The following is a 17,184-nucleotide window of genomic DNA, read 5'->3' as shown; positions in this document are numbered from 1 at the left end:
CATGAAGACGGCCGATCCAGGACGAGTATTATCCGTTAAGGATTTAAACCGATATATTCGCATGAAGATGGAAGGCGACTCCAGGCTATCCGACGTATGGATCCGAGGCGAAATATCGAATTTTACCCATCATTCCAGCGGACATATGTATTTTACCTTAAAGGATGAAGGCAGCCGGATTCGTGCGATCATGTTTGCGACTCATAACCAGAGGCTGCCTTTTATCCCCAAGGAAGGGTCGCGTGTCATAGCGCGGGGCAATGTGTCGGTGTATGAACGGGATGGACAATACCAATTCTACGCCGTCCAAATGCAGCCGGACGGCATCGGCAGCTTGTACCTCGCTTATGAACAGCTGAAGTCGAAGCTGGAGGAAGAGGGCTTGTTTGCTGCTGATCGCAAGCGGCCGCTGCCGCGCTATCCCAAGACGATAGGTGTGATCACGTCGCCAACGGGGGCTGCCGTGCGGGATATCATGATTACGATCCGGAGGCGCTATCCTCAGGCGAACACCATTTTGTATCCGGTGCTGGTTCAAGGCAAAGGGGCTGCGCCTTCGATCGTCAAAGCCATTCGGACGATGAACGACATGGCAGAGGCTGATGTGCTAATCGTTGGGCGCGGTGGCGGATCACTGGAAGAACTCTGGGCGTTTAATGAGGAGATCGTTGCAAGAGCCATTTATCAATCCCATATTCCGGTTGTTTCGGCCGTCGGGCACGAAACGGATTTTACGATCGCCGATTTTGTCGCGGATCTTCGAGCCGCCACGCCAACGGCCGCAGCGGAACTAGCGGTTCCGAGCAGCGCAGAACTGAGAGGGCAGCTTGCCCAAAGACAGCGCCAGCTGAATCAAGGGCTGCAGCAGCGCCTTCAGCGGAGCCGTGAACGTTTGATATCGCTTCAGCGGTCCCCGGTCCTGGTGCATCCCCGCCGGTATATGCTTCAGCATGCCGAACGGCTGGACATGCTGTCCCAACGGCTGCAGGGCCACCTGAAATCCAGGCTTTCCCTGGTCCGCCAGCGTCAAAAATCGCTGCACCAGGGCCTGATCCGATATAATCCGCGGACTCAAGCGGAGTTCGCCGCCAAAAGGAAAGAGCAGGCCAACCGGCAGTTAATGAACGCGATGCAGTCAATCATGAAGTCCAAGATGTCGCAGCTGCAAACCGAGATGCGACATCTCGATGCGCTCAGCCCGCTGAAGATCATGTCGAGAGGATACAGTCTTGTGTATGACGAGAAAGAGCAAAAGCTTGTAAAGTCGATAGAAGACGTGCAATTAGGTGATTTGGTGAACGTAAGGGTCAACGATGGACAGCTGCAATGTCAAGTGTGGGGAATGAAGGAGGATGAAGAGATTGGCGAATGAAACACTGGAGATCAGCTTCGAAGAAGCGATGGCTCAGCTGGAGACAATCGTTGAGCAGCTGGAAGACGGAGATGTGCCGCTTGAAAAAGCCATCGATTTATTTCAACAGGGCATGAAGCTGTCGCAGATGTGCAGCAAAAAGCTGGAGCAGGTCGAGCAGAAAATCGAAATGATCGTGGAAGAGGGCGGAGAATTGAAGCGGAAGCCATTCGGCGGGACGCTGGATGAGACAGGTGAGCTGGGTGAATAACAGACTTACGATCCATCAATATATGAATGAAATTTGTGACAGGCTGGACAGCGAGTTCACGAATCTTTTTCCGTCAGGCTGGAAAGTTCCTGAAACCCTTTCGCGGTCCATGTCGTATTCTTTAATGGCAGGCGGCAAGCGAATGCGTCCGCTGCTTGTCATTGCGGCATGCGAGGCGGGCGGCGGCAGCCGTGAAGCAGCCGTTCCGGTTGCCTGCGCGGTGGAAATGGTCCATACATATTCCCTTATCCACGATGATCTGCCGGCGATGGACGATGATGATTACCGCCGCGGCAAGCCGACGAATCATAAGGTGTTTGGCGAGGCCAGCGCCATTTTGGCCGGGGATGCCTTGCTGACGCATGCCTTTTACAGCGTCATCCAGGCTGCCAGAAAGCATGGGGTTCCAGCAGAACGCGTGCTGTCGATCGTGGAGGATCTTGCGGAGTATGCAGGTCCGCGGGGGATGGTAGGCGGACAGGTGGCCGACATGGAGGGGGAGCAAGGGATCACGACGTTAGAGCAGCTTGAGTATATACACCTGCACAAGACCAGTGATCTGATCATGTTCTCGCTGATGGCGGGCGGCCATGTTGCCGGGTGCTCCGACGCCCAGATCGAATCCTTGCGTACCTTCGGGCATCATATCGGCCTTGCTTTTCAGATTCAAGATGATATTCTGGATCTCGTGGGGGATGAGTCCAAGCTCGGGAAGCCGGTACAAAGCGATGTGAAACAGGAAAAGGTGACCTACCCGTACTTCATCGGTTTGGACGCATCGAGGCATGAAGTCGAGCGACTGACGGCAGAAGCCAAGCGGGTCATTTCCGAAGGGAACTTCGCCGACCCTGCAAGGCTGCTGGAGATCGCGGATTTCTTGATGGCCCGGGACCACTAAGCGCGCGCTACATGCAAACGGTTTTTTTGTGATATAATGTCTGTTAATGGCTGAATTACTATCGGCTTAGTAACGTAAACTTAATCAAGGAAAGCGGGGAGATTCTTCGTGCTTCTTCCAAATATCAAACAACCAGAACAACTTAAAAATCTATCGGTGGACGAACTCGAGGATTTAGCGGGACAAATCCGTCATTTTCTAATCGAAAAGCTGTCCGTTACCGGTGGCCATCTTGCACCGAATCTGGGAGTGGTTGAACTCACGCTGGCCTTGCACTATTGCTTTGACAGCCCTCGTGACAAGATGATCTTCGATGTGGGCCATCAAGCCTATGTACACAAGATCTTGACCGGACGGATGGATAAATTCGATACGCTCCGCAAATATAAAGGCTTGTGCGGCTTCGTCAAGCGGTCCGAGAGCGAGCATGATGTATGGGAAGCAGGTCACAGCAGCACCTCGCTGTCTGCCGCAATGGGTATGGCCATGGCCCGGGACCTGAAAGGCGAAGACAATCGGGTTATCGCCATGATCGGGGACGGAGCCCTTACAGGCGGCATGGCGTTTGAAGCGCTAAACCATATCGGCCACGAGCAGAAGAAGCTCATGGTCATCCTGAATGACAATGAAATGTCGATCGCGCCGAATGTCGGTGCTATGCATAACTACTTAAGCAAGATCCGTTCGGACCGTTTTTATCTTCGTGCCAAAGACGAAGTGGAAATGGTCTTGAAGAAAATCCCTGCCATCGGCGGCAAACTCGCGAAGACGGCAGAGAAGATGAAGGACAGCCTTAAATATATGATGGTTCCGGGTGTTTTATTCGAGGAACTTGGATTTACGTATCTCGGGCCTGTGGACGGACATGATCTGAATAAACTGATCGATACATTGAAGCAGGCGGACAATGTGGATGGTCCCGTGCTGATCCATGCCGTAACAACCAAGGGCAAGGGATACCGTCCGGCCGAATCGGATTCGCATAAATGGCATGGAATCACCCCTTATAAGATTGAATCCGGCCAAGTGCTCAAGGCAGTAGGCAATCCGATGTACACGGAAGTGTTCGGACAGACCTTGGTAGAGCTGGGGGAACAGGATAAACGCATCGTTGCCGTTACGCCGGCGATGCCGGGCGGCTCCGGCTTGATCCCGTTCAGCAAGAAATTCCCGGACCGCATGATCGATGTCGGGATTGCCGAGCAGCACGCGGCAACGCTGTGCGCGGCTCTGGCCATGGAAGGCATGAAACCCGTATTCGCGGTCTATTCCACGTTCATGCAGCGTGCGTACGACCAAATCGTGCATGATATTTGCCGCCATAACGCCAACGTGATGTTTGCGATTGACCGTGCCGGCTTTGTCGGTGCAGACGGCGAAACGCATCAAGGGGTATACGATGTGGCCTTCATGCGTCATATCCCGAATATCGTCATCATGATGCCAAAAGACGAGAATGAGCTTCGTCACATGATGAAGACGGCGCTTGATTATAATGAAGGACCGATTGCTTACCGTTACCCTCGGAACAATGTGCGCGGCGTTCCGATGGACACTGAGCTGGTGCCCATTCCAATCGGAACCTGGGAAGTCGTCCGTCCCGGCGAAGGGTATGCCATCCTGGCTTCCGGTCCGATGGTTCAGCTGGCCGAAGAAGCAGCGGAGCAGCTCAAGCGGGAAGGCATTGCGGTAGAAGTCGTGAATGCCCGTTTCCTTAAACCACTTGACGGAGATATGCTGGGGAATTTGGCGAAGACGGGAACGTCGATGCTGGTTCTGGAGGAAACCTCGCAAGCAGGCAGTTTGGGGAGCGCGGTTCTGGAATATTTTGCAGAGCAGGGAATCCATGATGCCGTCGTATCCTTGATGGGGATCGAAGACCGGTTCATCGAGCATGGAAGCATTCCGCAGCAACGGGAGGAAGTAGGTCTCACGCTGGAAGGGGTTTGCCAGGAAATCCGGAGCCTGAAGAATGCCCGGACCGCCGTACTCGGCAAAAGAAGTTTTATGTCTTAGTAACGATCGGGAGTATAATATGGATTCATCTCAGAAGGAACGAATTGATGTCCTGCTCGTGGAGCAGGGATATTATGAGAGTCGCGAAAAAGCAAAAGCCGCGATTATGGCGGGTCTGGTCTATGCCGGAACCGAACGGATCGAGAAAGCCGGCATGAAAATTCCGAGAACGTCCGAACTGAAGGTCAAGGGCTCGGTTCATCCTTATGTCAGCCGAGGCGGACTAAAGCTGGAGAAAGCGATTCGTACGTTCGGCCTCGACATGAAGGGGCGCACGATGCTGGATATCGGATCATCGACAGGCGGTTTTACGGATTGCGCGCTCCAGCATGGGGCCAGTTATGTGTACGCGATCGACGTTGGTTATAACCAGCTGGATTGGTCGCTGCGTAACGATGAACGCGTATGCGTCATGGAGCGAACGAATTTTCGCTATATGACGCCGGAGGATCTGAACGGTCCTCCGCCTGATTTTGCCAGCATCGATGTTTCGTTTATTTCACTTCGCATTATACTGCCACCTCTGAAGATGCTGCTCGCTAAACCGGGAGATGTAGCCGTCCTGATCAAACCTCAATTCGAGGCGGGGCGGGAGAAGGTCGGTAAATCCGGGGTGGTTCGGGATCCGAAGGTCCATAAGGAAGTTTTAACGCAGGTGCTGACTTTTGCGGACGGCCTTGGATTCAAGCTGAAAAACCTTACGTTCTCTCCGATAACGGGAGGAGAAGGAAATATTGAATTCCTGGCCCACTGGCGATTAGAGCCGGAGGTATCTGAAAGCTCGGAAGAACCGACTCAGGAAGATGGACAAGCTTCTGTCCCATTGAGTCAATGGATTGACACCGTCGTCACGCAAGCGGCTCATACATTCACAGGAAACTCATCGAAATGATGGGTTTCTTTTGCTGAAAAAGAGGAATTTATGTTCTCATCCGCGAATACAAAATTCGAGGTGAGAGGATGAATGAGCGTTATGATTGGTTATTAATGATATTGCTTGGTGTCGTCATTGCCTTGCTTATCGGTTATAGGCTGAATCGTTGGCTGATGTCACCATCACCGGACCGACTGCCGGGCATCCCGATCAATGAGCACATTCCAGATCACCCAGTCATTGGGATGCTTGAACAAGAAGGATATGATGTGGTTGGGGGTAAAGTAAAAATAAACTTGTCGTTTGAAACGGGACATAAGCCCATCTTAAGTCGGTTGTTCATAGATTATGTTGCATCCGACGACAGCGGCGAACTGTACATGGTGAAGCTGGCCCGGGAACGAATGCCGGTGGAGTGGACAGGCTCCGGCATTCGCGATCGGTTGATGCCGTTTTTGCTGCTGTATCCCGAGTGTGCGGGCCTCCTCTACATCGACGTGAATGAGGGGACCATTAACCGTTTAAGCATGGATTGGACGGACGAAGAATGGATTGGTCATGATGAATACAACAGTTAATACTCAGGAGGCTCTTTATGAAGGGACAACGCCATATTAAAATCAGGGATATCATTACCCACCAGGATATTGAAACGCAGGATGAGCTTGTGGACGCATTGCGCGCGGAAGGCTTTCAGGTTACTCAGGCTACGATATCACGGGATATTAAAGAATTGCTGCTCATAAAAGTGCCTACAGATGATGGGCGATATAAATACTCCATGCCGACAGATCAGCGGTACAATCCTGTTCAGAAGCTCAAAAGAGCGCTCGTCGACAATTTTGTTTACATTGACCGAACCGGCAATCTTGTGGTCATGAAATGCTTGCCCGGAACAGCCAACTCGGTTGCCGTGCTGCTCGATAACATGGAATGGTCACAGATCATGGGGACCATCTGCGGGGATGACACGATCTTGCTGATTTGCCGTACGGAAGTAGACGGCGAACATGTGGTGTCCCAAATCAAAAATTTCATTTCCTAATCAGGTGTAGTGACATATCGATCATTTTTTTAGCAGTAGCGGAGGTGGTAAACATGTTAAACACGCTATCCATTCGGAACCTGGCTGTTGTAGAAAGCGTGGATGTGCACTTTTATCCCGGATTTCACGTCCTGACAGGGGAAACCGGGGCCGGTAAGTCCATCATCATTGATGCGCTGGGTTTAATTGCCGGCGGCCGCGGCTCGGCAGAGCTGATTCGATACGGGTGCGACAAAGCGGAGATCGAGGCTCTGTTTGAGCTGCCTGCGGAGCATCCGGTATGGGGCACGCTCAAGAAGCTGGGGGTTGAAGCGGATCCGGAAGAGCACTTACTAATTCGAAGAGAGCTGACGTCTCAAGGAAAAAGCACGTCGCGTATTAACGGACAGCTGCTGAACCTCAGCATGCTGCGTGAAGTCGGGGAAAAGCTGATTAATATCCATGGACAGCATGAGCATCAAAGCCTGCTACGTTCAGAGCAGCATATGAGCCTCCTGGATACTTACGGAGATAAGACCATAGGGCCTGCCAAGCGCAAATACCAGGAGCTGTACGGCGAATTCAGCAAAGTGGAGAAAGAGCTTAAGGACCTGCAGGAAACCAGCCAGAAAGCATATCAAATGCTGGATATGTACCGTTTCCAGCTGGAGGAAATCGCGGCTGCCGGGCTGAAAACCGGCGAAGACGAGGCATTGTCCGAAGAAAGAACCAAACTCTCCCACAGCGAGAAGATGATGGATTCCGTAGCGGGAGCCTACGACCTGTTGTACGGATCATCGGGCCTTGAGTCCGTCAGCAGGGCTTTGTCCAGACTTGAGGATGTATCCGGATACGACGAGAAGGGTTTAAAGCCGCTTGTCGAGCAGCTTCAATCCGCTTATTATCAGCTTGAGGATGCGGTATTCCAGTTAAGGGATTATCGTGACGGCATCGAATTCAATCCCGAACGGCTCAATGAAATTGAGCTCCGTTTAGATATGATCTCCGGTTTGCGCCGAAAATATGGGGATAATGTGGAGCAAATTCTGGAATACTACGTGAGAATTCAGCAGGAAACCGATATGCTGGAGAATAAGGACGAATTTATTCAAGCGTTGGAACAGCGCCGTGACGAGTTGTTAAGCGTGCTGCTCGTAAGCGCGAAAGAGCTGAGTCATGCCCGCAAGCAATGCGCGCAAGACTTGGCTAGGCAAGTCGAGGGAGAACTGAAGGATCTTCAAATGGAACGCACCTCGCTGGAAGTCCGCCTGGAATTGCAGCTGGATCCGAACGGCTACGAGTATGAAGGCCAAAAAGTCCGGTTGACAAGACAAGGCATGGACACGGCGGAGTTCCTCATCTCCGCGAATCCGGGCGAGCCGCTCCGTCCGCTTGCCAAAATTGCTTCGGGTGGGGAAATGTCCAGAATTATGCTGGCGATGAAGAGTATATTTGCCCGTCATGATCAAATACCGGTCTTAATCTTTGATGAAGTCGACACGGGTGTCAGCGGAAGGGCTGCCCAATCGATTGCCGAGAAGCTGTTTTTGCTGGCCAAAACCTGTCAGGTATTCTCCATTACGCATTTGCCGCAGGTGGCTTGCATGGCGGATCATCAATATTTAATCGAGAAGAAGCTTGAAGCCTCCAGAACGATGACGCAAGTAGAAAACCTGAATGAAGAAGGGCGTGTAAAAGAGCTTGCCCGGATGCTTGGCGGAGTCGAAATTACCGAAAAGACGCTTCATCATGCCCAAGAAATGCTCAATCTGGCGGCAGCGCAAAAGGCTTCCAGAAAGGCTTTGGGTCAATGATTGACAGTTATAAAACCATAAGGGCAGGGTAACTTAAAGGTACGCAATTGGCGACCACCTTTTCGTCAAGCGAAAGAAGAAAAAGGGAGCGTGACAGCCATTGAAGCCCAACCTCAGGAGAAAACTGCTCGGTTTCGTTCTTGCTTTCCTTCTTTGTTTCATTGGAACTGCTGATCCTGTCCAATCTTTTGCCTCATTGCCCGATGAGCTGAGATTGATTACCGGTCAGCAGTCCCGTCTTGATGTTGCCATGCCTGTGCAAGCCCTCGCTTCAGTTGATCGACCGGATGTCCTGCAGCTAAACGGCTCCCGGGAATCGAAACTTCAAGTATCGTTAAAACAGCCGCTGCAGCTCAATCCCCAGCAAAGCGGAAACGCAGAAGTGACCCTGAAATTATTCGGTACAATTCCTCTGAAGACTGTCCATGTTAAAGTGATGCCGGAACTTAAAGTCATACCGGGAGGCCAAACCATCGGCGTCAAAGTGAAATCCTCCGGTATACTGGTGGTTGGACATCATCTGGTACGGGTTCAAAACGGGGCCAAAGTGTCTCCCGGCGAAGCTGCCGGGCTAAAGCTTGGCGACCTGCTTACAACGATGGATGGAAAGCCGCTTAACGATGTCACGAAGGTTGCCGAGATCGTCGAGAAGGCTGGTAAAGCGAATCGGCCGCTGGATATATCCTTTAAACGGGACGGCAAGGTAATGAAAACAAAGCTGAGTCCCGCCTATGACCAAGAGGATCAAAGCTGGCGCCTTGGCCTGTATATCCGTGATTCCGCAGCAGGCGTAGGGACGCTTACCTTTTATGCGCCTCACCAGAAGGTCTACGGAGCGCTCGGTCATGTCATCACCGACATGAATACTCAGACCCCCATTGATGTTGGAAGCGGCCAGATCGTTCAATCCAACGTCACCTCGATTAGCCGTAGCGAAGAAGGCGAGCCCGGAGAGAAAAGGGCAACCTTCACCAAAGACGGCAAGATTTTAGGCAATGTCGAGCGCAATACCCATTTCGGCATTTTCGGTAAAATGAATCAGCTTCCGGAACACGGGCTGTATCAGGAGCCGATTCCCGTTGCCTTTTCCCATGAGGTGAAGGAAGGTCCCGCTGAAATTTTAACCGTCGTTGAAGGTCAGGAAGTCGAACGCTTTACGGTGGAGATCGTTCACGTCTCCAAACAGGACGCTCCAGCGACCAAAGGAATGGTGCTGCGCATTACCGATCCGAGACTGCTTAAGAAGACCGGCGGGATCGTGCAGGGCATGAGCGGCAGTCCCATCGTTCAGGATGGCAAGCTGATTGGAGCGGTAACCCATGTATTTGTAAACGACCCTAAGTCGGGATATGGGTGCTTTATCGAGTGGATGCTTCAAGATTCCGGCGTACTACAATCTACAGAATCAACACCTCAAAATCTTAAGGCAGGTTAATGCCTTGAGATTTTTTGTCGTAAAAGAACGAAATAGAGATTAATTTGAAACAAAATATTTAATTATAAATCAACTTCAAAAAAAATAAAGAAAAATAATTTTCGACAGAAGGAATTTAAATAAGCATGTCGAAAACTTTATAAACAGAAAAATGTTCTAAAATAACAACTGATCTGATAAAGGAGGAGCACGAATTGCAAAAGATTGAGGTATTATTGGCAGACGACAACCGTGAATTTACAAACCTGCTCGGCGAATACATTTCGGATCAACAAGATATGGTGGTATCCGGAATCGCTTATAATGGCGAAGAAGTACTGAGCATGATTGAGGAATCCGGAAAGGTACCGGACGTACTGATCCTTGATATTATTATGCCTCATTTGGACGGGCTTGGGGTACTCGAGCGTTTACGCGATATGAATCTGTCTCCGCAGCCGAAAGTCATTATGCTCACGGCGTTCGGCCAAGAGAATATAACGCAGCGCGCGGTGCAGTTGGGTGCTTCCTATTATATTTTAAAGCCGTTTGACATGGAGGTGCTCGCCAGCCGCATTCGACAGCTCGTGGGTTCGCCGAGCAGCATTTCCTCCGGCACTCCGTTTACAAGCATGAAATCCAATGTGGTTCCTATGGGCAAGGGCAAGAATTTGGACGCGAATATCACTTCCATTATCCATGAAATCGGTGTTCCCGCTCATATCAAGGGATATCAATATCTCCGCGAAGCCATTACCATGGTGTACAACAATATCGAAATTCTTGGAGCGATTACCAAAACGCTGTATCCGGCCATCGCTGAGAAGTTCAAAACAACGCCATCCCGAGTGGAGCGGGCGATCCGGCATGCCATTGAAGTGGCTTGGACTCGCGGTAACATCGATTCCATCAGCCACTTGTTCGGCTACACCATTAACATCAGCAAATCCAAGCCGACCAACAGCGAGTTCATTGCCATGGTGGCAGACAAGCTTCGGATCGAGCATAAGGTCTCTTGAAAGGGTAAGGACTAAGAGGAAGGGATTTAGGGACATGGACGATGCACACCTAAATGTCTACTTGAGCGATTTATTGAAATCACTCCTTTATTGGTTGCGGCTATCGTAACCTGTGAAGGAGTGATTTTATGTTTCAGGACGGGACTCATCAGCAATAAACCAGCCGGATCAGCGGCTGGTTTGTTTTGTTTTACTAAGGTTACATCACCACCCGGTAATCTCCTTCAGGTGCTGCGTACCATCGATTTCCTCACAGATAATACATTTTGAACTGGATATCCTGGGCATGGTTTCCGAATTTCTTGCCGAATAACGTAGCGCCTCCAACATGCTTCGCGTCTTCCTTGACTTCGATACGAAAGGTCCAGCGATCACATGCCGAATCCAGGTCGTCCACGGAGACGGTTGAGAGAGGATCGCCATCGATATACGTGCCGTGGCTGGTAATCCGAATCGTTTTTAGCAGTCCGTATTGGTTGATGTTGTGCGGCCACCATTCAGGCGTATATTTCCCCCGCGTATCCGCAAAATCCCCTGGGCTCGTCCACGTGCCGAGCTCCATTCCGTTCAAGGAAAACGTAATGTCCGATGGCCACACATCATTGGAAAAAGGAAACTCGGACGATATCTCCAAACTGATTTCGAATTGCTGCAGCTTCTCATCCTTTTGCAGAAAGTTGGCGATGTTGTATTGGATGAACCCCTCGGTAAACCACAGGATTTCCGCATCCACGCGCTTGGGATCCATAAAGTACTTGGGTTCGTCAACCCGTCCGATGAACTCCTTCTCGGTAGCAAGGCCGCACGTAGGCTTCAGGTCATAATCGGTGTAATGCCCGATCGGCACCGAGGCTTCATAAGAAGCAAAGGAATGGAAGATTTTTTTGGGGAAGTTGATTTCAATGTGATCCACCTTCAGGATCGAAATTTTCTGCTGCCCCGATTTTCCCGGCACCTTCTCTGTCCGGATAATGCCGGCATCTTCAAGTTTTTTAATATGTTTCGTCACGATCGGACTGCTGATTTGAAGCTCCTGCGCCAAATCTTTGATGTTCATTTTGTTTTTGGAGAGCAGCTGAATAATCTTGATGCGAACTTCGCTGGCCAAAGCCTCGTAAACCACAAGCGATGACTTGTCTATTTCCAATTGCATATGACCACTTCTTTCAACAAGTTTTTCAATTATTAACTAATATGCATCATAACACAGGCTTTATTAACCTGTATATAAATCTTGGCATTTGAACTAACATTTTTTCAACATTACAATTAACAAAAATGTTAATCAAATATAAAAATAATAATCAAGATTTATATATAAGTTATTGACACCGCTTTCAGGGCGAGTGTATACTGAACCAAAGTTAATCGTTTTCATGATTCTGGCCGGTGAATGATTAACCAAATGATTAGTAATAGGAGGAGAGTTTGTTGAAGAAAAAAATGGGGGTTTCACTGATACTTGCATTGTTAGCGGTAGCGGTACTGGGAGGATGCGGAAACGGCGACAAGAACACCATTACCTTCTGGACGCCATTGACGGGTGATGACGGGGCTTACATGGATCAGCTCGTTAAGGATTACAATGCCACCAATCCCGAGTATAAAGTGAAGCATGTCATCACTTCGGACATGTATACGAAGATATCCACCGTTCTTAATTCCGGCAAAGGCGTTCCCGATCTTTCCATCATCCACGCGGACCGCGTTCCAAGCTTCGTTAAGCAAGGCGTATTGGAGCCGATGACGGCAGTCATGCAAGCGCAGCCAGAATTGAAAGAGGACAATTATCTGCCGCAGGCCTGGGCAACCGGAAACGTGGAAGGCACCCAATATACGGTACCGCTTGATATCCACAGCAACGCGATGTACTACAACAAAAATCTGCTCAAGAAATACAATGTTGAAAGTTTCCTGGATGACGATGTCGTGACCATCGATGAAATGTTGTCGCTGCAAGGCAAACTGGATGAGGGTGATTACGTGGTCAATGATGCGCTGTTGGGCTGGGTTGTGTTGGCTCAAATACAGAATCTGGGCGGAGACATCCAGCAAGACGGCAAGCCTGCAGTCAATACGGAAGCCATGAAGCAGGCATTTACGGAGATTAAGAAAATAGCCGATGCGGGTTTAATGACACCATTTGGCGAAGACGGCTACCTGATGTTCCAAGCTGGAAACGTTTTATTCTCCACAGACGGCACATGGAGCTCTACGGCCCATGCCGCGGTTGACGGCCTGGACTTTGGCGTAACCAACATTTATTCGACGAGTGCGGATAAATATACAAACCGAGCATCCTCCCACCTGTTCTCCATGCTGAAGAACGAGAAGAGAACGGATGAAAAGGAGCAGGCCATCGGCCAGTTCCTGGAGTTCATTCGCCAACACTCGATCGAGTGGGCAAAAGCGGGTCAGATCGTAGCGAGTAAACAAGTCATTGAAAGTCCGGACTACAATAACTATATTCAATCATTCTTCACGTCCAATGAAAAAGAAATTGAATCCTTGTACATTTACACTTACGAGTACTATCCATATGTTGCCGAGGCTGTAGATACATATGCAGCGGATATTGTGCGGGGCAACGTCGATATCGACGAAACCCTGGCGACGATGCAGAAGTTCGTAGAGGATAAAATCGCAGAAGGCAACAGTGCCGCAAAGTAAATGAAAGCAGAGCCGATTGAAAAAAAGAAAAGCGTCCAAACCTCATGACGCTTTTCTTTTCCAAAGGAGAAATGAAAGGGTATGAAAAAGAAGTCGCTGACACCTTATTTCTTTGTAGGTCCCCATCTGATTCTATTCATCGTGTTTATTCTATTACCGACCCTATACGGGATCTATGCTTCGTTTACGCAATGGAATCTGATCAATGACCCGGTGTGGGTCGGCCTGGCCAACTATAAAACGATTCTGTTTGATGCGGAGTCCACCTTCTATACCCAATTTATGAACGGATTAAAAAATACGTTGATCTTCGTAGTTCTGAGCGTACCGATATTAATCGTTATCCCGTTAATGATCGCGGTGTCGCTCGAACACAAAAAAGTGAAAATGAAAAACGTCATTCAATCCATTCTCTATATTCCCGGATTAATTTCGATCTCCGCAGCGGCACTGATTTGGTCATTGATATTTAACAAGCAGCTTGGGATCACGAACAACGTCTTCGGCTCCGAAACGGTCTGGGCCGCCAACCAGCCTTATGCCTGGCTGATCATTATTGTCATTACGGTTTGGGGCGGGGTCGGTGGAAACATGATCATCTACCGGGCTTCTATCAGCGGAGTATCCAAGGATTTATACGAGTCGGCCGAGATGGACGGAGCGGGGCCCGTCCGCAGATTTTCGAGCATTACGCTGCCCTCCATCCGTTTCCCGCTGATTTATACCTTTGTCATGACGACCGCCGGAGCTTTCAACGTATTCGGTCAGCCATTAATGATGACGGACGGAGGACCCAGACAGAGCACGACGGTATTGATGATGTATATTCGCCAGTTGGCCTTCGGCCACGGGGAATCCATTGCCGGCATGGCATCCGCGATGGCGGTGCTGCTCGGACTGGTCATTCTGGTCATTTCAGCCCTTCAATATTATGTGATGAACCGAAACGCGTCCTAGCGGCATGTTCTGCTTGCAAACGACGGAAACGATAAAAGGTAGGTGTACTGTGCAATGTCGAACCCGGTAGTACATGAAGCGAACGCGGATACTAAGCTTGCCCGCTCCGGTCCGAAGAAGGCTTCAACCAACATTAGCGTGTCCAAATATATTGCTTATACTTTTCTCATCCTGCTGTGCGTGATATGGGCGATTCCGGTCATCTTTGGTATTACCACATCGTTCCGGTCCCAGGCGGAGGTCGTATCCAGCGGTTTCAGTCTGCTGCCCGAAAACTGGATATTCGATAATTATGTCACGATCCTGCAAAATACGTCGACGGCCCCGATCCTGCGCTGGTTGATGAACTCCGTCTTTATCGCAACGATGCATACGCTGCTGGTGATCGTGGTCATTTCCATCACCGGCTACGGGTACTCCCGCATGAACTTTAAAGGAAGGGACACCTTGTTCTTTACTTTGCTGGGGATTTCTTTCTTTCCCGGAGTCGTGAACCTGATTCCGTCCTACAAAATCATAGATGCGCTGGGGTGGGTAAACACCTCATGGGCAATGATTATTCCAGGTTTGGCAGGTATGGGGAACATTTTCTTGGTCAGACAATTCATGATGGGTGTTCCCAAGGATCTGGACGAATCGGCACGCGTGGACGGCGCGGGTGACTTTAGAATCTATTATTCTATCATTTTGCCGCTCATGAAGCCTGTGTTGATTGTATGCGGCCTGTTTTCATTTACGGGTTCCTGGAATGATTTCCTCTGGCCGGTCATCGTGTATACCGACGTGGAGAAGATGCCGGTTACGGCAGGACTGCTGTTGCTGCAGGACATCTACGGCAATTATCGCATGATCGGACAATTGATGGGTTCCGCTATCCTGGCCATCATTCCGACGCTGCTGTTGTTCCTGTTTGCCCAGAAATATTTTGTGCAGTCGATCAACTTAAACGCGGGTATCAAAGGATAGTTTTTTGAAGAGTGGAAATGAAGAGCAAGTAAACCGAAAGCTAACGAAGTCAAACTACAAGGTATAGGAGTCGTCACCATGACTGAATTATATATAAAAAATCCCCTGATCGAGCAGAGGGCAGATCCCTGGATCTATAAACATAGCGATGGTTTTTATTACTTTACCGGTTCCGTGCCGGAATATGACCGGATCGAGCTTAGACGCTCGGAAACGATCCAAGGGCTTGCGGATGCGGAAGGCATAACGATTTGGCGCAAGCATGATTCGGGTTTGATGAGCGCCAATATTTGGGCGCCCGAGCTTCATCACATAGAGGGCAAATGGTACGTGTATTACGCAGCGGCTCATACGTCCGAAACGAGGGACGGGTTGTTTGATCACCGCATGTTCGTGCTGGAGAACGCTTCGGCGAACCCGCTGGAAGGGGAATGGGTGGAGAAGGGACAAGTGATCACGAAGTGGGAGTCTTTTGCACTGGACGCAACCACGTTTGAGCATAAGGGAAGGCGGTATTATGTGTGGGCCCAGAAAGATCCGGCCATTCCGGGCAACTCGAATCTCTATATCTCCTTGATGGAAAATCCCTGGACCCTGACAGGGGAACAGGTTTGCATATCGGTTCCCGAATATGATTGGGAGAAGATCGGCTATCTGGTGAATGAAGGAGCCGCCGTCCTGAAGCGAAACGGTCGCATATTCATGACCTATTCGGCAAGCGCCACGGACCATAACTATGCGATGGGCCTGCTGACGGCCGATGAGGACAGCGATTTGCTGGATCCGAGCTCCTGGGTGAAATCACCCTTGCCCGTATTTACGACATCGGAAGCCAATGGCCAATACGGGCCGGGACACAACAGCTTCACGGTATCCGAGGACGGCCTGGTGGACATCCTGGTTTACCATGCCCGAAGTTACAAGGAGATCGCGGGTGATCCGCTATATGATCCGAACCGCCATGCGCGCGTACAGATCATCCGGTGGAATGAAGACGGTACGCCGAATTTCGGTGTGCCGAGAGCGGATCATGCAATGATATCCGAGTCATGACCTTGAAACCGACCCAGCTTACATGCTGGGTCGGTTTTTTTAAATTCCGAGGCAGGGTGTACATAATATTAAATAGGAGAAAAGAAGGAGTCTGTGATACGGATGGAGAAAAAAGGACAGGAAACCTGTTTGAATGGTTAAGGTGTAGTAAGAATCGTTTTTATTAACGATATACTTATTTCCTGGTAGGGAGGAATTATAAATGGCAAAGATATTAGTATTGGGCGGAACCCGCTTTTTTGGCAAAAGGCTGGTTAACCGGCTGGTGGCTAACGGCGATGCCGTTACGATTTTGACGCGCGGACAACACCAGGATCCATTCGGGGGTGCCGTTTCGCGGCTTGCCGCGGATCGGAAAGATCCGGAGAGCTTAAAGCAGGCAGTAGGGAGCCAGGATTTTGATATCGTATATGATAATATATGTTATACGCCGGAAGAAGCGGGACAAGCAGCGGACTTATTTGCCGGACGTGTAGGACAATATGTGCTGACCTCCACGTTGTCGGTATATGATTTTGCGGATCATCCGGTAAGGGAAGAGGACTTTGATCCATACAGATATCCGGTTATGATGAATGAAAGCAGGGACTACAGCTACAAGGAAGGCAAGCGCCAGGCGGAGGCGGTTTTGTTCGGTCGCCATAACCTCAATGTAACCGCCGTCCGGCTCCCGATTGTGCTTGGACCGGATGATTACACGCGAAGGCTGCTTTTCCATATTGAACATGCTGCGAGCGGGGAAGCCATTGGTTTGCCGGATCCCGACGCGCAAATCTCGTTTGTGCATGCCGAGGAAGCGGCAGAATTTCTGGAGTGGGCAGGCCGAGTCCAATTAGATGGCCCGGTTAATGCATGTT

At 50.1% G+C, this 17,184-nt stretch carries 16 protein-coding genes; 15 read left to right on the top strand and 1 reads right to left on the bottom strand.

Annotated elements, in window-relative coordinates:
- The first annotated feature begins 1 nt into the window (after position 1).
- From xseA to spo0A, 10 genes are all read left to right on the top strand, one after another.
- On the top strand, positions 2 to 1,372 hold the full coding sequence (xseA, locus tag HMPREF9412_RS09495) for an exodeoxyribonuclease VII large subunit (RefSeq protein WP_009591248.1): 1,371 nt from the start codon (positions 2 to 4) through the stop codon (positions 1,370 to 1,372).
- Positions 1,362 to 1,622 (top strand): exodeoxyribonuclease VII small subunit, encoded by a 261-nt coding sequence (xseB, locus tag HMPREF9412_RS09490; RefSeq protein WP_009591232.1) that lies wholly within the window; start codon positions 1,362 to 1,364, stop codon positions 1,620 to 1,622. The genes xseA and xseB overlap by 11 nt, the downstream gene beginning before the upstream one ends.
- 22 nt (positions 1,623 to 1,644) lie before the next feature.
- Entirely contained in the window at positions 1,645 to 2,520 is an 876-nt protein-coding gene (locus HMPREF9412_RS09485) for a polyprenyl synthetase family protein (RefSeq protein WP_433939214.1), read from the top strand.
- A gap of 108 nt (positions 2,521 to 2,628) precedes the next feature.
- Positions 2,629 to 4,536, top strand: coding sequence for a 1-deoxy-D-xylulose-5-phosphate synthase (gene dxs / locus HMPREF9412_RS09480; RefSeq protein ID WP_009591234.1), 1,908 nt, complete (start codon positions 2,629 to 2,631; stop codon positions 4,534 to 4,536).
- Positions 4,537 to 4,555: 19 nt separating this feature from the next.
- Positions 4,556 to 5,428 (top strand): TlyA family RNA methyltransferase, encoded by an 873-nt coding sequence (locus HMPREF9412_RS09475; RefSeq protein WP_009591240.1) that lies wholly within the window; start codon positions 4,556 to 4,558, stop codon positions 5,426 to 5,428.
- Positions 5,429 to 5,496: 68 nt separating this feature from the next.
- The gene (locus HMPREF9412_RS09470; protein WP_009591238.1) at positions 5,497 to 5,988 is read left to right on the top strand and encodes a hypothetical protein; all 492 of its coding nucleotides are present in this window, start codon (positions 5,497 to 5,499) and stop codon (positions 5,986 to 5,988) included.
- A gap of 17 nt (positions 5,989 to 6,005) precedes the next feature.
- Complete coding sequence (gene ahrC, locus HMPREF9412_RS09465) at positions 6,006 to 6,455, top strand: transcriptional regulator AhrC/ArgR (protein ID WP_009591236.1); 450 nt, start codon at positions 6,006 to 6,008, stop codon at positions 6,453 to 6,455.
- 53 nt (positions 6,456 to 6,508) lie between these two features.
- A complete protein-coding gene (recN, locus tag HMPREF9412_RS09460; protein ID WP_009591245.1) occupies positions 6,509 to 8,248 on the top strand; it encodes a DNA repair protein RecN in 1,740 nt (579 codons plus the stop codon).
- Positions 8,249 to 8,348: 100 nt separating this feature from the next.
- Entirely contained in the window at positions 8,349 to 9,683 is a 1,335-nt protein-coding gene (gene spoIVB / locus HMPREF9412_RS09455; protein ID WP_009591266.1) for a SpoIVB peptidase, read from the top strand.
- Between the two features lie 194 nt (positions 9,684 to 9,877).
- Positions 9,878 to 10,681 (top strand): sporulation transcription factor Spo0A, encoded by an 804-nt coding sequence (gene spo0A, locus HMPREF9412_RS09450; RefSeq protein WP_009591253.1) that lies wholly within the window; start codon positions 9,878 to 9,880, stop codon positions 10,679 to 10,681.
- 250 nt (positions 10,682 to 10,931) lie between these two features.
- Here the strand turns inward: spo0A and HMPREF9412_RS09445 are convergent, their stop codons facing one another.
- Positions 10,932 to 11,834, bottom strand: a complete 903-nt coding sequence (locus tag HMPREF9412_RS09445) for an ArsR/SmtB family transcription factor (RefSeq protein WP_009591258.1) — start codon at positions 11,832 to 11,834, stop codon at positions 10,932 to 10,934.
- A gap of 275 nt (positions 11,835 to 12,109) precedes the next feature.
- On the opposite strand from HMPREF9412_RS09445, the gene HMPREF9412_RS09440 reads away from it, so the two are divergent.
- From HMPREF9412_RS09440 to HMPREF9412_RS09420, 5 genes are all read left to right on the top strand, one after another.
- Positions 12,110 to 13,351, top strand: a complete 1,242-nt coding sequence (locus tag HMPREF9412_RS09440; protein ID WP_009591260.1) for an extracellular solute-binding protein — start codon at positions 12,110 to 12,112, stop codon at positions 13,349 to 13,351.
- 81 nt (positions 13,352 to 13,432) lie between these two features.
- Complete coding sequence (locus HMPREF9412_RS09435) at positions 13,433 to 14,308, top strand: carbohydrate ABC transporter permease (RefSeq protein WP_009591261.1); 876 nt, start codon at positions 13,433 to 13,435, stop codon at positions 14,306 to 14,308.
- Positions 14,309 to 14,362: 54 nt separating this feature from the next.
- Positions 14,363 to 15,274 carry a carbohydrate ABC transporter permease gene (locus HMPREF9412_RS09430; protein WP_009591243.1) on the top strand — a complete coding sequence of 304 codons (912 nt, stop codon included), beginning with the start codon at positions 14,363 to 14,365 and terminating at the stop codon, positions 15,272 to 15,274.
- Between the two features lie 78 nt (positions 15,275 to 15,352).
- Entirely contained in the window at positions 15,353 to 16,327 is a 975-nt protein-coding gene (locus HMPREF9412_RS09425) for a glycoside hydrolase family 43 protein (RefSeq protein ID WP_009591259.1), read from the top strand.
- Between the two features lie 202 nt (positions 16,328 to 16,529).
- Positions 16,530 to 17,184, top strand: a 655-nt coding sequence (locus HMPREF9412_RS09420) for an NAD-dependent epimerase/dehydratase family protein (RefSeq protein ID WP_009591267.1), incomplete at its 3' end; no start/stop codon positions are given.

This window comes from Paenibacillus sp. HGF5 (assembly GCF_000204455.1).
Taxonomy (GTDB): Bacteria; Bacillota; Bacilli; order Paenibacillales; family Paenibacillaceae; genus Paenibacillus_AQ; species Paenibacillus_AQ lautus_A.
This window is presented reverse-complemented; position numbering and strand designations above follow the sequence as displayed.